The following is a 13,530-nucleotide window of genomic DNA, read 5'->3' on the forward strand; positions in this document are numbered from 1 at the left end:
AAAAAATTCGATGCATTTTTATTCCTCTATAGGAATGTATTGGCTTTTAAATGCTTATGCTATTCAAATCCCTGATAATGTATACATCGTAATCGCCAAGGTATTGAAAACCGAACTGTTTGTATAGGTTAATGGCTGCAATATTATTGCGATGAACCTCGAGTTTCACCTGATAGCCTTTGGCTTTGACAAACCTTAGCGATTCGCGGGTAAGCATTTTTCCTATCCCCCGCCTTTGGAAGTTAGGATGGACGCCAAAATGGTGTAAGTGAATTCTACGGCCATCAAAGGTCATCCAGCTTGTACCAATTACCATTCCATCCGAATTTACAGCCACAAGCAGCTTACCTCCAAGGTCAATGCTTTGCTGAATTATTTCCAGGTTGTCGCCACGAGCAGGATTGCCAAGGTTGGTGAGCAGCCAAAGCTCACTTAACCCTTCATAATCGCTAGGCTGAAAGTCTCGAATGGTAATACTATCCATAATTCTATACTTTAACAACGTAAAGTTGCCCCGACTCGTCCTTTGATACCTTAACCTTGCTCCCCTTTTCGATGTAGCCAAATTCGGCAATGGCATCAAACCAACTATTTCCTATTTGGATTTTACCCGATGGGCGAAGGATAGTAATGGCAACACCCTCGGCACCAACCATATTCTTAATTTTTGTATCAATGCCAACAAATCCTTCTTCTTTATTCAGGTTACTTTGTAAGGCCAGATTAGGAAATAGGGGAGATGTTAGTAATTTACGGCTTAGCGCTATGCCTCCAATCAACCCAATAAATACAGCCAAAACAACTATACCAAAGGGTTTAAGAATGGTCATCAGGTTAAAGTTAACCGGATCGCGGAAAATCTCATTATCAATCATGGCCAAGGTTAATCCTGCTACCATAAGCACTATTCCCGAGATGCCGGTAACACCAAATCCGGGTATGGCAAAAATCTCAACCATTAGTAGAATAATCCCAACTACAAAGATGATAATCTCCCAGTGTTCAACTAGCCCTTCGAGGTAAAGTGGCGCAAAGTAAAGGATGGCTGCTATAACTGCCGCAGCGAGTGGAAAGCCAACGCCCGGAGTTTGAAGTTCAAAGTAAATACCGCCAATAATAATCATTATAAGTATGCCCGATACAAACGGATTGGTTAGAAAACCAATCATGCGATCGAGTAGCGATGGACGAAACTCAGCAATAGTATACGATTTGATTCCTGCTTGCTCCATAACCTCGTTTACATTTTCGGCTTTACCTTCGCAGTAGCCATGCTTTATGGCCTCCTCGGCTGTGAATGTAAGAACCTTTCCGGAATCGATAATTCCTTCAATGTATATTGAGGGATCTACCATGGCCTCAGCTATTCTGGGATCGCGTCGCCATTTTAGTATCGTATCGTTCCCTGAAATGAGTGTATCGTAACCTTTGGCCTCAGCGGTTGCTCGCATGGTGCTACGCATGAACGATTGAAATTTATCAGGGACAACATTGCCCGATTGGTCTACTACCGTAGCTGCACCAATGCTTCCGCCTTTTCGCATGTAAATACTATCGCAGGCAATTGAAATCAAAGCACCTGCCGATGCGGCCTGGTTATCAATAAAAACCCATACAGGAATTTTACTGTTCAGGATTTTGGTTCTAATTGAGTCGGCTACATCAACCATTCCGCCATAGGTGTTCATGTGTATGAGTATGATATCAGCTTTGAGGCTTTGGGCTTCCTCAAAGCCAACCTTCACCGACCTCCATGCCGCAGGCATGATATTCTCTTTTATATTTATCTTGTAAATCAATTTGCTTGCCGGTAGGCTATCTTGTGCTTGGGCTGGTATATGCATGCCAGCCAATAGCATCAATATAAAAAGTCTTAGTATTCTTAAGGTTTTCATGGTATGGTTTTATATTGGTAAAATTATAAAAAATTGATGTTAGTTTAGTTTGGCCGATAGGGTTTGAAAAAGTTTTATTGCCTTAAATTTCTCGTCATCAAGGGTGTACGATATGTTTTGTTTCAAGTAGGTTATAGCAGCTTCACGACTTATTGAGAGGGGGCTAAATTCGTCGACCGCTTTTTCAATTGAGTTTACACCAAGTTTAAGTCCCTTGTTAAGTTCCTCAATAAGTTCCTTAGGTAAACGTTTTGTTGTTGCCCATACAGCAAAAACAAAGGGTAAACCATATGCATTGAACCACTCATTCGATAAATCCACTACATATGCAAAGTGATTTTCAGCATCAAAAACTCTATCACCAATTAAAACGATAGCCTCGTATTCTTTGAGTAATTTGTAATTATCTGAAGGTTTTAAGGGAATAAAGTCTGGTGTAATATTCCACACATTCTGACATAAAATTTTGACAAGGATTACCGAAGTGCGCGACTGGTAATCGAGGTATATTCTTTTAATATCGTTTATATTACTATTACTCATAAGTGCCACTGAACGTACTTTTCCAATAGAGCCAATGCAATAATTGCTTACAATATCAAACGAACTAAAATCGCTCAATGCACCAACAGGCAGTAAACTCAAATCAACCTGGTTGCTGGAAAGTTTTCGGGCGCATTCTGCCGGGTAATCGTATAAAAGTTCAATTTTGTTGAATACCGGTGAATGCTTTAATCCATAAGCAAAAGGCGCTGTATTTAAATACGATATGGCCGATACCTTATACTTTTTCATGGCAAAATATTAGTTTGCTAAGGTAGCAATTTTGAAAAGTTATTGTTCATTGCTAAAAAACCTGCTTACATAAACCTTTAACATTGAGTTATGTTTAGTAAATTTGGGCAAATTTTGAAAAACATGTTGAATCATAGTTTGCATTCCATTTCTCCAATCGATGGCCGTTATGCAAAAAAAACAGAATCGCTGTCGGGTTACTTTTCCGAGTTTGCCCTAATTAAGTATAGGGTTTGGGTTGAACTTGAATATTTTATTGCCCTTTGTGAAATTCCTTTGCCTCAACTCCAGGGGTTTGATAAATCAAAATTCACCATACTCCGCGAAATCTACAAAAGCTTTGGTGAATCCGATGCGCTTAGGGTTAAGGAAATAGAAAAGGTTACCAACCACGATGTAAAGGCAGTAGAATACTTTCTGCGAGAGAGGTTCGATGCCTATGGTTTAGAGTCGTATAAGGAATTTATACACTTTGGTTTAACATCGCAGGATGTAAATAACACTGCATTCCCTGCAATGCTCCGCGATTCCCTTAAGGCTGAATATCTCCCATTGCTTGAAAAGTTATTGGCAAAGCTTAAAGAGCTGAGTACCCAGTGGGCCGATATTCCCATGCTAGCCCATACTCACGGTCAACCAGCATCGCCAACTCGATTGGGCAAAGAGTTTCGGGTTTTTGTGGAACGCATTGAGGTTCAGCTAGAGCAGCTCGAGCACATACCGTACTCGGCAAAATTTGGGGGAGCAACTGGAAATTTCAATGCACATATTGCAGCCTATCCAAGTATTGACTGGGTAGGATTTGCAAATCAATTTGTGAACTACAAGTTGGGATTGCACCGGAGCCAAACTACAACCCAAATAGAACATTACGATAACCTTGCCGCCATGTTCGATTGCTTGCGGCGTATCAACAGCATTCTTATTGATTTTAGCCGCGATGTTTGGATGTACATCTCCATGGAATACTTCAAGCAAAAAATTAAGGAAGGCGAGGTGGGCTCATCGGCCATGCCCCATAAGGTAAATCCGATAGACTTTGAGAATGCCGAAGGCAATTTAGGATTGGCGAATGCTTTATTTGACCATATGGCCAATAAGCTTCCAATCTCACGCCTTCAGCGCGATTTAACCGATTCAACCGTTATCAGGAACATTGGTGTTCCCATTGCACATTCCTTTATCGCATTAAAATCAATACTTAATGGACTTGACAAGCTAATTGTCAATATTGATGCTATTAATGCTGACTTACAGAGTAACTGGATGGTAATTGCTGAGGGAATTCAAACAATTCTTCGCCGCGAAGGTTACCCAAACCCTTACGATGCTTTAAAACTGCTTACCCGAACAAACCAGCAGGTTACATCTGAGACCTTTACAAGCTTTGTTAATAGCCTGAACGTAAAAGATTCGGTTAAAAGGGAGCTATTAGAGCTGACTCCTTTCACTTACCTTGGTATTAAATAGTTTTAATTATCGACAATAAAATCTATTCAAACTAATCTCACTAAATAAATAGGTTACTTTTGCAATCATTATAAACACTTGCTATGAAGAAATTTATCCGAATACTCAAATACCTTTATCCATTCAAATGGTATGTTGTGATTAATGTTTTTAGCAATGTGCTAGCAGCAGTCTTTTCATTGTTCTCATTGGCTATGCTAATACCCTTTTTACAGCTTCTTTTTGGAACAGTTCCTCTTGTTGAGGTAAAACCAGAGTTTGTGATTTCCGCAAAGGGCCTTGCTCAATACCTTAACTACTACTTAAGTGAAATAATTAAAACCCACGACAGAGCATCGGCGTTACTATTTGTTATTGTATTGGTTTTAGTAGCCTCGTTCCTTAAGAACCTCTTTACTTACCTTTCATTATACTATTTGGCTCCCATCAGAACTGGTGTATTACAAAACATGCGAAACCTACTTTACCGCAAGGTTGTCGATTTACCTCTTGGATACTTCACCGAGGAAAAGAAGGGAGATATTATCAGCAAGATGACAAACGATGTAAACGAAATAGAGATTTCAATCATTCGTTCATTGGAGATGTTCTTCCGCGATCCAATCATAATAATCATACACCTGATCGGTCTTATCTACATTAGCCCACAGCTAACCCTTTTTGTTCTACTCATTTTACCTCTTACCGGAGGTGTAATTGGAAGGGTGGGTAAGAACCTTCGGAAAACTTCATTTAAAGGACAAACCAAGATGGGCATTATCCTTACCATGATTGAGGAAACCATAGGCGGATTAAGAGTGATAAAAGCTTTTAATGCCGAAAACAAAGTGATATCGCGTTTCGAAAGCATGAATAGCTTTTACTCCTTGCTGATGAAAAAGATGTGGCGTAGGCGCGATTTGGCTTCACCTCTCAGCGAATTCCTTGGTACCGTTGTGGTTGTTCTTGTTCTGTGGTATGGAGGTAATCTAATATTTGCGGGCAAGGGCAATTTAGGCCCTGAGGCATTAATTGCTTACATTGGAATATTTTACATGATTATTAACCCTGCCAAGTCGTTTTCAAATGCATACTATAACGTACTTAAGGGTCTTGCTTCAGCTGATAGGGTCGATACCATTCTAAATGCCGAAAATCCGATCAAGGTTAGTGCTGGTGCTAAAACCATTGAATCGTTTAATCATGATATTGAATTCCGCAATGTAAGCTTTAAGTACCAGGACGATTGGGTTCTTAAAAACATTAACCTTACTATAAAAAAAGGTATGACTGTTGCCCTTGTAGGGCAATCGGGTTCGGGTAAGAGTACCATGGTCGACCTTATACCCCGTTTTTGGGATGTTACTGAGGGTGAAATTCTAATTGATGGTGTAAATATCAAGGATTACGACATAGCCAGTTTGAGGAATCTGATGGGTAATGTTAATCAGGATCCAATTCTGTTCAACGATACCTTTTATAATAATATAGCGTTCGGAGTTGATGGAGCCAAAATGGAAGATGTGGTAAATGCGGCTAAAATTGCAAATGCTCACGATTTTATTATTGCCACCCCCAATGGATACCATACCAATGTAGGCGATAGGGGAAGTAAACTTTCCGGTGGACAGCGCCAAAGGGTTAGCATAGCCAGAGCAATTCTGAAAAATCCACCTATCATGATACTCGATGAGGCAACCAGTGCTCTTGACACCGAGTCGGAAAGGTTGGTTCAGGATGCCATTGATAACCTCATGAAACACCGTACCTCCATTGTTATTGCACACAGGCTTTCTACTATCCGCAAGGCCGACTTAATTTGTGTCCTTCATGAAGGCGAAATTGTTGAGCGCGGAAAACACGACGAACTGCTTGAACTTAACGGTTACTATGCTAGGCTTCACAGTATGCAGTTACTGTAAAGTTACTGGACATTAGCTATTTTGCCGTTCTATTCAGGAACGGCTTTTTTATGTTGATTTTTTTTGAGCGGAATGAATTGAACAATTTGGCAGAGCCGTTCTCGGTTCGAACCCTTCGGCCCGGTATGAATAAAAAAAGTAGGAACACAACATTCCTACTTTGTGGCGGAGAGAGGGGGATTACTCGCAATGCTCGTGAACTCGAACGGCAGAGCCGTTCTCGGTTCGAACCCTTCAACCCGGTATGAATAAAAAAAAGTAGGAACACAACATTCCTACTTTGTGGCGGAGAGAGAGGGATAACTCGCATTGCTCGTGAGCTCGAACGGCAGAGCCGTTCTCGGTTCGAACCCTTCAACCCGGTATGAATAAAAAAAGTAGGAACACAACATTCCTACTTTGTGGCGGAGAGAGAGGGATTCGAACCCTCGGACCCGGTTACCCGGGTCAACGGTTTTCGAGACCGCCCCGTTCGACCGCTCCGGCATCTCTCCGTTATTCCGTTTTGGCTTGCAAAAATAATTACTTTATATCTATATCCAAACATATAGAACAAGTTTTTGCAATTGTTGTTACTTTTGTAATAAATATAAATATATAAATAGATGAATATGAATTTAAAGACCAAAGTGGATCACTTTTACCAATGGTTCAAGGCAAAGAAAAGGATTACCTATCCTGTTCTTGCAGTTGCAATTGGAATAGTAGCGGGTTACCTTTACTATTATTATATAGGGTGTAACAGTGGTAGTTGCCCAATAACCTCATCGCCATGGAGTAGTATGGGGATAGGTGGGCTAATGGGGTGGTTGTTGGTGTCAAAATAAAAAACGAAGGGATTTACCCTTCGTTTTTTTGGCGGAGAAAGAGGGATTCGAACCCCCGGTCCGCGTAAACGGACAACGGTTTTCAAGACCGCCGCATTCGACCACTCTGCCATTTCTCCGCTGCAAAAATAGTTGCTTTTTCCTTTTTGACAAATAGCTTGTTGAAAAAATGTTGAAAAAAGTATACTTTTACTTGCATTGTATCAAAAAAACACTGTAAATTAGCATCATATAAAGAGAATGGTTTATAAAAATCAACAAAAATGGCTATCGGGGCAAAAAAATATTTCAAAAAACTTGCATTTATTCATAAATGTAATAATTTTGTCTTTGATAGTCAACTAACTATTATTAACCCTAAATTCTATTTGTTATGAACAAAGCACAATTAATCGATGCAATTGCTGCTGAAGCCAAGATTACCAAGGCCGATGCTAAGAAAGCTCTTGACGCTTTCATCAAGACTACCGGTAACGCTCTTAAGAAAGGTGACCGCGTTGCTCTAGTAGGTTTTGGCTCTTTCTCAGTTGCTAAGAGAAATGCTAGAACTGGCCGCAACCCTCAAACCGGAAAGCCCATCAACATTAAGGCTAAAAAGGTTGTTAAGTTCAAAGCTGGTAGCGAACTTAGTGGAAAAGTTAACTAATTATTTGCTTTTTTTTCAAAAAGGAGAGCCTGCATTGGTTCTCCTTTTTTATTTTTGTTCAATGAAGCTGAATATTGACCCCACCGATAAAGAGCTACGCAAAAGGCTGATTGATTACCTGTCGCAATTTATTTACGATAGAAGGTATCAGCTATTCAGGAGCATCATTTGTAATAGAACACGCTACGTCACTGTTGTTCTTGAAGATATCTACCAGGCTCAGAATGCAAGCGCTACCCTTAGAACTTGCGATTGTTTAGGCGTTCAGGACATACACATAATTGAAAATCGCAACAAATTCTCAGTTGATAGCGAGGTTGATATGGGGGCTTCCAAATGGCTTACTCTACGCCGGTACAACAAGCTTGAGAATAACACCCTTGAGGCGATTAACGCCCTAAGAGAAAAGGGATATAGAATTGTTGCTACTACTCCGCACGATAATGATTGTACTATTAGGGAACTCGATTTATCAAAGGGAAAGGTTGCTTTGCTTTTTGGTACTGAGCTTACCGGTTTATCGGAATTAGCCCTCAAAAACGCCGATGAGTATGTTAGAATACCTATGTTTGGCTTCACTGAGAGTTACAATATTTCGGTTTCAGTTGCCTTAACCCTTTATGAGCTAACAAACAGGATTCGGAGTTCTGAAATTAATTATAGGTTATCGCCCGATGAACAGGATAAGCTGATGCTTCAGTGGCTGAGGGCTTCAATCCGTAACTCAAGTTTGATAGAAAAACGTTTTTTTAATGAACTAAAAATGCATTAGCCTGAATTTTTTCTATCAATTTTTTGTAAATTCGTAAAAAAATCACAGCAAAACAATTGGTTATGAACTGTATACTTGTAGATGACGATGAGATGTCGAGAAGGTTAATTGAGGACTATGCTTCAAGGGTTGACTTTATCAGTCTGGTTCGCTCTTTCTCCAATCCTATTGAGGCGCTAAGTTTCCTTCAAAACCAAAACGACGATGTTCATTTGGTTTTTCTTGATATCGAAATGCCCGAGATGTCGGGAATCGATTTTCTCGAGACCAGTTCAGCTAAACCCCAAGTTGTTATTATATCGTCAAAGGAAAAGTATGCCCTAAAGGCATTTGACTACAGTGTAACCGATTACCTTTTAAAACCCATTACTTTCCCTCGATTTTTTAAAGCAGTATCCCGATCCTATGAGCGTTACAACCAGTTACGTTCGCCATTCGACGATGATAGGGAAATTTTTATCAAGAAAAATAACTCGCTGGTACGGGTTAGGTATGGCGATATCCTTTGGATTGAGGCAATGGAAAACTACGTGATTATTGTGACCAGCCATGAACGGTTTACCATTCATTTAACCATGAAATCTATTGAAAATCAACTACCCAGCGTGAGGTTTAAGCGTGTTCATCGCTCCTTTATAGTTAATGTTGGTAAAATTGAATCCATTGAGGATAACGTGATATCGATACGGAGCAACGAAGGTCGTAAAACCATTCCCATTGGAAAATCGTATCGCGAGTCATTGATAAACGAGCTAAAACTAATTGCAAATAAGTAGGACGAAATGAATGTGTTGAGGCAGCTCTTTCTGGAGCATTTAGCCCAAACATCGGAATCGCCCCTAATGCTTGAGATAAATAAAGCTGACGGGGTTTTTCTATTTGGGCCAGATGGTAAAAAGTATTTCGATTTAATTTCCGGCATCTCAGTAAGTAACCTTGGTCATGGGAACCCCATGGTGGTTAAAGCTGTTCAGAATCAAGCGGCTGATTTCATGCACCTTATGGTTTACGGGGAGTACATCCAAAAACCTCAGGTTGAGCTCACCGCTCAACTTACCAGGTTACTGCCTGAGAATTTAAATTCGGTTTACCTTGTTAACTCTGGTAGCGAGGCCGTTGAGGGTGCGCTTAAGCTAGCAAAACGATTTACCGGTAGGAGTGAGATTGTAGCATTCAAAAATGCATACCATGGAAGCACACATGGCGCTTTAAGCGTAATGGGTTGCGAGGAGCAGAAGCGAAACTACCGCCCCCTACTCCCCGATGTACGTATATTAAACTTTAATAGTATAGCCGATTTAGATCAAATTACAACCCGAACAGCCTGCGTGATCATTGAGCCCATACAGGGCGAAGGAGGTATTCGATTACCTAACGTTGATTACCTTCGTAAGTTGAAACAACGATGCAGTGAAACGGGTGCATTACTAATATTTGATGAGATACAGACTGGAATGGGGCGTACTGGAAGCATGTTTGCTTTCCAAAGATTTGAGGTTATCCCTGACATTCTGTTACTGGCAAAAGCCTTTGGCGGTGGAATGCCATTGGGGGCCTTTATTTCATCAAAAGAAATTATGAGGGTATTAACCCACAACCCAATTCTAGGACATATAACTACTTTTGGAGGGCATCCGGTTTCGTGCGCTGCAGCCATTGCATCGCTCAACTTTTTGATCCATGAGAAAGTTGTTGAACAGGTTGAACATAAAGGCTCAATCATTGCCGAGGCTTTGGCAAAGCATCCAAAGGTTAGGGAGGTGCGTCGAGCCGGACTTATGATGGCTGTTGAGCTGGGAACGTTTGACACGGTTCAGGCGCTGATTAAGTATGGCCTCGACCACGGATTCATTTTGGACTGGTTTTTGTTCTGTAATACAGCAGTCCGCATTGCTCCACCTCTTATAATTACTGAGGATGAATGCCGAACCGTTGCAAATCTGATAGTTGAGGGTTTAAATGCTATTCAATAAAGTTTCTGTTATGCGCAGTGTAGTATTTTTGGGATTGTTTTTTTTGCCGCTTTCACTTTTTTCTCAGGCAGCATTCGATTTTGTTAAAACTGAGGATTCACTAAAGTTAGTTTTTAACAGTATTTCAGCAGAAACCTCCTACTCCCGTCGCGATTCGTTGAATACAATATTTTTAGGTATGCTCAGGAGTACCTTGGAGGTTCAAAGCTCGTTTACCTATCCTTTTGATTCAATCCGAATAGGGAAATTAAAATCGCCCGATGGCAGATTTCGGATTTTTACCTGGAATATCCCACAGCCGGGTGGTTACCAAAAGTATTTTGGCTTGTTGCAGGTTAAAAAGGCCGATGGAAATGTGGCGTTGATTGAACTTAAGGATGGTCGAAAAAATATTACCGATGTAAAAAACGAAAAGCTACCTGCTGATCGATGGATAGCCGCGCTTTACTATCAATTGGCTCAGTTCCCAACGGCAAACGGAAATGCTTATGTTCTGTTGGGATACGATTTCAATAATCTTTTTACATCAAAAAAGATTATAGATGTTCTAACTTTCGATAGCCAAGGTACTCCAATTTTTGGCTCACCGGTTTTCAATGTTGATGGTAAGTATAGGCTATCGCGGATTGTATTTGAATTCAATGCCCGAGTAAACATGGTGTTACGATACAACGATGATAGCAAAACCATTGTTTTCGATCATCTTTCACCTTCAAGCCCTGAATTTGCAGGCGACTTTCAGTATTACGGCCCCGATGGCTCATTCGATGGTTTTAAGCTTGAGGGTACTGAATGGGTGTATGTAAGAGATTTGGATTTAAGAAATCCACGTCGATCAAAACCTAAGCCGGTAAACGCTCCGGTCGACATTAAAGAGCCGGGATTCCTTTACAAGCCTAACTCATCACCCAAAAAATGATTATGGTTTACTTTTTTGCAAATTATCTTGAGTATAATAACTACAAACAATCAAACTAACCGTTAAATAAATGAAAAGGCTAATGACTTTAATTTGTTTTGCAACTGCCGGATTTGCAATTTCCAGTTGCGACTCAGGAAAAAAGAACGATGATTTCAAGTGGCAAGTCGATCAGTTTGCCGACATACGTATAATGCGTTACCAAATTCCTGAGTTTGAAAAACTCACACCCCAACAGCGCGTGTTGGTTTACTATTTAAGCGAGGCTGCCAAGTGTGGGCGCGATATTATCTGGGATCAGAATTATAAGCACAATCTTGCCGTGCGCTCAATACTGGAGGCATTATATAAAGGGTATCCTGGCGAACGGAATGGTGAGCAGTGGAACCAGTTTATGGTTTATTTGAAACGCGTTTGGTTCTCAAACGGAATCCATCACCATTACTCGAACGATAAAATTATGCCTGGTTTTAGCGCTGAGTACTTTACACAGCTCGTAAACCAAACCCCTGATTCACTCTTTCCTTCGGAGTTGGGAGGTAAGGTTCAAATCATCGAAAAGTATTTGCCAATCATTTTTGACCCTAACGTTGCTCCCAAAAGGGTTAACCAGGAAGCTGGTGTTGATATGGTGGCTCAGTCGGCTTGTAATTACTATGAGGGTGTAACTCAAGCCGAAGCCGAAAAGTTTTATGCCAGCATGGCAAATCCTGCCGATTCAACCCCTATATCTTACGGGCTAAATTCAAAGTTGGTAAAGGAAAACGGAAAGATTGTTGAAAAGGTTTGGTATATCGATGGCATGTATGGTAAAGCCATTGAACGTATTGTTTACTGGCTGGAGAAAGCCGCCACGGTTGCTGAAAACGACCACCAGCACCAGGTGATAGAAAAACTGATAGATTACTACAAAACCGGCGACCTTAAAAAGTTTGATGAGTACAATGTACTTTGGGTAAACGATTTACAATCCAGAGTTGATTTTGTGAATGGATTTATCGAGAACTACGGCGATCCCTTGGGCTACAAGGCAAGCTGGGAGTCGGTTGTAAACTTCAGAAACGATGAGGCAACCCGCCGCACTCAAACAATAAGTCAAAATGCTCAGTGGTTTGAGGATCACTCGCCAATTGATGATCAATTCAAGAAGAAAGAGGTAAAGGGAGTAACGGCTAAGGTAATTACCGTTGCTCAGCTGGGAGGCGATTGTTACCCTTCAACCCCTATAGGCATTAATTTGCCCAATGCCGATTGGATCCGTAAAGTTCATGGTTCAAAATCGGTTACCATGGATAATATTACATACGCCTACGATCAGGCGGCTCTTGGAAATGGTTTCCTGGAGGAGTTTGCCTGGTCGGCACAGGAGGTTGAGCTAAACAAAAAGTATGGATACCTGGCAAGCAGCCTACATACCGATTTGCATGAGTGCCTTGGCCACGGATCAGGCCAGCTAGCCGATGGAGTTAAAGGCGATGAACTTAAAAATTACGGTTCGCCGTTGGAAGAGGCCCGTGCCGATCTGTTTGCTCTTTATTACATAATGGACCCCAAAATGGTTGAGCTTGGCCTAATTCCCAATCTGGATGTGGCTAAGGTTCAGTATTCTAATTATATACGAAATGGTCTTATGACTCAGCTTACCCGTGTTGAGCTGGGTAAGAACATAGAACAGGCCCATATGCGTAATCGTCAGTTAATTTCAAAGTGGTGCTATGAGCAGGGAAAAGCCGATAATGTAATTGAGCGCAAAGAGCGCGATGGCAAGGTTTACTTTGTGGTTAACGATTTTGAGAAGCTCCGTCAACTTTTCGGGCAGCTTCTAAAAGAAATCCAGCGAATTAAATCAACTGGCGATTTTGAGGCCGGTAAAGATTTGGTTGAGAACTACGCCGTTAAGGTTGATTTCGATTTACATAAGCAGGTTCTGGATCGGTTTGCAAAGCTAAACATTGCACCATATGGAGGTTTTATTAACCCCCGGATTGTCCCGGTTATTCAGGGCGACAGTGTGGTAGATGCCTTGGTGGAATACCCCGATAGCTATGTTGAGCAGATGTTAGAATATTCAAAGAACTACTCATATCTACCCCTATATAACTAACATATTTTAATTTTTAAAGCCGGGTATTCCCGGCTTTTTTTATCAAATTTAAGTTTGGAATTTCCTTAGATAAGTCAATAGAAACAAGTTATTTATTTTTTATGGATGTTTCAATTGGCTAACCTCCTCTAAAAATGTTTCTGTATTCACATTTTTATTATCATAGGAATTGGTTAAAACCCTGCAATTTCATTGCAGGTACTTTAGTTTCTATAAATTTCATAGATT

12 protein-coding genes and 2 tRNA genes are annotated in these 13,530 nt (G+C 40.8%); 9 read left to right on the forward strand and 5 right to left on the reverse strand.

The features are described 5' to 3' along the window. Positions 1–46: 46 nt before the first annotated feature. From AB6811_RS07800 to AB6811_RS07810, 3 genes are read right to left on the reverse strand one after another with little or no spacing between them, the layout of a single operon-like run. On the reverse strand, positions 47–484 hold the full coding sequence (locus tag AB6811_RS07800) for a GNAT family N-acetyltransferase (protein ID WP_369489891.1): 438 nt from the start codon (positions 482–484) through the stop codon (positions 47–49). 4 nt (positions 485–488) lie between these two features. Next, a complete protein-coding gene (locus AB6811_RS07805) occupies positions 489–1,895 on the reverse strand; it encodes an NfeD family protein (protein ID WP_369489892.1) in 1,407 nt (468 codons plus the stop codon). Between the two features lie 39 nt (positions 1,896–1,934). Next, complete coding sequence (locus tag AB6811_RS07810; protein WP_369489893.1) at positions 1,935–2,690, reverse strand: menaquinone biosynthetic enzyme MqnA/MqnD family protein; 756 nt, start codon at positions 2,688–2,690, stop codon at positions 1,935–1,937. Positions 2,691–2,813: 123 nt separating this feature from the next. Between AB6811_RS07810 and purB the strand changes: the two genes are divergently transcribed. Next, positions 2,814–4,160 (forward strand): adenylosuccinate lyase, encoded by a 1,347-nt coding sequence (purB, locus tag AB6811_RS07815; RefSeq protein WP_369489894.1) that lies wholly within the window; start codon positions 2,814–2,816, stop codon positions 4,158–4,160. Between the two features lie 83 nt (positions 4,161–4,243). Further along, positions 4,244–6,061 (forward strand): ABC transporter ATP-binding protein, encoded by a 1,818-nt coding sequence (locus AB6811_RS07820; RefSeq protein WP_369489895.1) that lies wholly within the window; start codon positions 4,244–4,246, stop codon positions 6,059–6,061. A 402-nt stretch (positions 6,062–6,463) separates the two neighbouring features. Here the strand turns inward: AB6811_RS07820 and AB6811_RS07825 are convergent. Then, positions 6,464–6,555: transfer RNA gene (locus AB6811_RS07825), tRNA-Ser, on the reverse strand. 111 nt (positions 6,556–6,666) lie between these two features. Between AB6811_RS07825 and AB6811_RS07830 the strand changes: the two genes are divergently transcribed. Continuing rightward, complete coding sequence (locus AB6811_RS07830) at positions 6,667–6,888, forward strand: DUF6132 family protein (RefSeq protein WP_439655716.1); 222 nt, start codon at positions 6,667–6,669, stop codon at positions 6,886–6,888. Positions 6,889–6,917: 29 nt separating this feature from the next. Here the strand turns inward: AB6811_RS07830 and AB6811_RS07835 are convergent. Next, positions 6,918–7,007: transfer RNA gene (locus AB6811_RS07835), tRNA-Ser, on the reverse strand. A gap of 254 nt (positions 7,008–7,261) precedes the next feature. On the opposite strand from AB6811_RS07835, the gene AB6811_RS07840 reads away from it, so the two are divergent. The 6 genes from AB6811_RS07840 (at position 7,262) to AB6811_RS07865 (ending at position 13,302) form a co-directional block, all read left to right on the forward strand. Then, positions 7,262–7,534, forward strand: a complete 273-nt coding sequence (locus tag AB6811_RS07840) for an HU family DNA-binding protein (protein WP_369489896.1) — start codon at positions 7,262–7,264, stop codon at positions 7,532–7,534. A gap of 61 nt (positions 7,535–7,595) precedes the next feature. Beyond that, positions 7,596–8,306 (forward strand): TrmH family RNA methyltransferase, encoded by a 711-nt coding sequence (locus tag AB6811_RS07845; protein WP_369489897.1) that lies wholly within the window; start codon positions 7,596–7,598, stop codon positions 8,304–8,306. A 62-nt stretch (positions 8,307–8,368) separates the two neighbouring features. Further along, positions 8,369–9,082, forward strand: coding sequence for a LytR/AlgR family response regulator transcription factor (locus tag AB6811_RS07850; RefSeq protein ID WP_369489898.1), 714 nt, complete (start codon positions 8,369–8,371; stop codon positions 9,080–9,082). 6 nt (positions 9,083–9,088) lie between these two features. Continuing rightward, on the forward strand, positions 9,089–10,279 hold the full coding sequence (locus tag AB6811_RS07855) for an aspartate aminotransferase family protein (protein WP_369489899.1): 1,191 nt from the start codon (positions 9,089–9,091) through the stop codon (positions 10,277–10,279). 10 nt (positions 10,280–10,289) lie between these two features. Beyond that, positions 10,290–11,198 carry a hypothetical protein gene (locus tag AB6811_RS07860; protein WP_369489900.1) on the forward strand — a complete coding sequence of 303 codons (909 nt, stop codon included), beginning with the start codon at positions 10,290–10,292 and terminating at the stop codon, positions 11,196–11,198. A gap of 70 nt (positions 11,199–11,268) precedes the next feature. Further along, the gene (locus AB6811_RS07865; protein WP_439655717.1) at positions 11,269–13,302 is read left to right on the forward strand and encodes a dipeptidyl-peptidase 3 family protein; all 2,034 of its coding nucleotides are present in this window, start codon (positions 11,269–11,271) and stop codon (positions 13,300–13,302) included. Positions 13,303–13,530: the final 228 nt, after the last annotated feature.

The sequence above is a fragment of the Tenuifilum sp. 4138str genome (assembly GCF_041102575.1).
In the GTDB taxonomy this organism is placed as follows: Bacteria; Bacteroidota; Bacteroidia; order Bacteroidales; family Tenuifilaceae; genus Tenuifilum; species Tenuifilum osseticum.

Coding starts and splice junctions, on each gene's coding strand:
- AB6811_RS07820 (WP_369489895.1), top strand. CDS start 4,244: ATGAAGAAATTTATCCGAATACTCAAATACCTTTATCCATTCAAATGG.
- AB6811_RS07800 (WP_369489891.1), bottom strand. CDS start 484: ATGGATAGTATTACCATTCGAGACTTTCAGCCTAGCGATTATGAAGGG.
- AB6811_RS07840 (WP_369489896.1), top strand. CDS start 7,262: ATGAACAAAGCACAATTAATCGATGCAATTGCTGCTGAAGCCAAGATT.
- purB (WP_369489894.1), top strand. CDS start 2,814: ATGTTGAATCATAGTTTGCATTCCATTTCTCCAATCGATGGCCGTTAT.
- AB6811_RS07865 (WP_439655717.1), top strand. CDS start 11,269: ATGAAAAGGCTAATGACTTTAATTTGTTTTGCAACTGCCGGATTTGCA.
- AB6811_RS07810 (WP_369489893.1), bottom strand. CDS start 2,690: ATGAAAAAGTATAAGGTATCGGCCATATCGTATTTAAATACAGCGCCT.
- AB6811_RS07855 (WP_369489899.1), top strand. CDS start 9,089: ATGAATGTGTTGAGGCAGCTCTTTCTGGAGCATTTAGCCCAAACATCG.
- AB6811_RS07845 (WP_369489897.1), top strand. CDS start 7,596: ATGAAGCTGAATATTGACCCCACCGATAAAGAGCTACGCAAAAGGCTG.
- AB6811_RS07830 (WP_439655716.1), top strand. CDS start 6,667: ATGAATATGAATTTAAAGACCAAAGTGGATCACTTTTACCAATGGTTC.
- AB6811_RS07850 (WP_369489898.1), top strand. CDS start 8,369: ATGAACTGTATACTTGTAGATGACGATGAGATGTCGAGAAGGTTAATT.
- AB6811_RS07860 (WP_369489900.1), top strand. CDS start 10,290: ATGCGCAGTGTAGTATTTTTGGGATTGTTTTTTTTGCCGCTTTCACTT.
- AB6811_RS07805 (WP_369489892.1), bottom strand. CDS start 1,895: ATGAAAACCTTAAGAATACTAAGACTTTTTATATTGATGCTATTGGCT.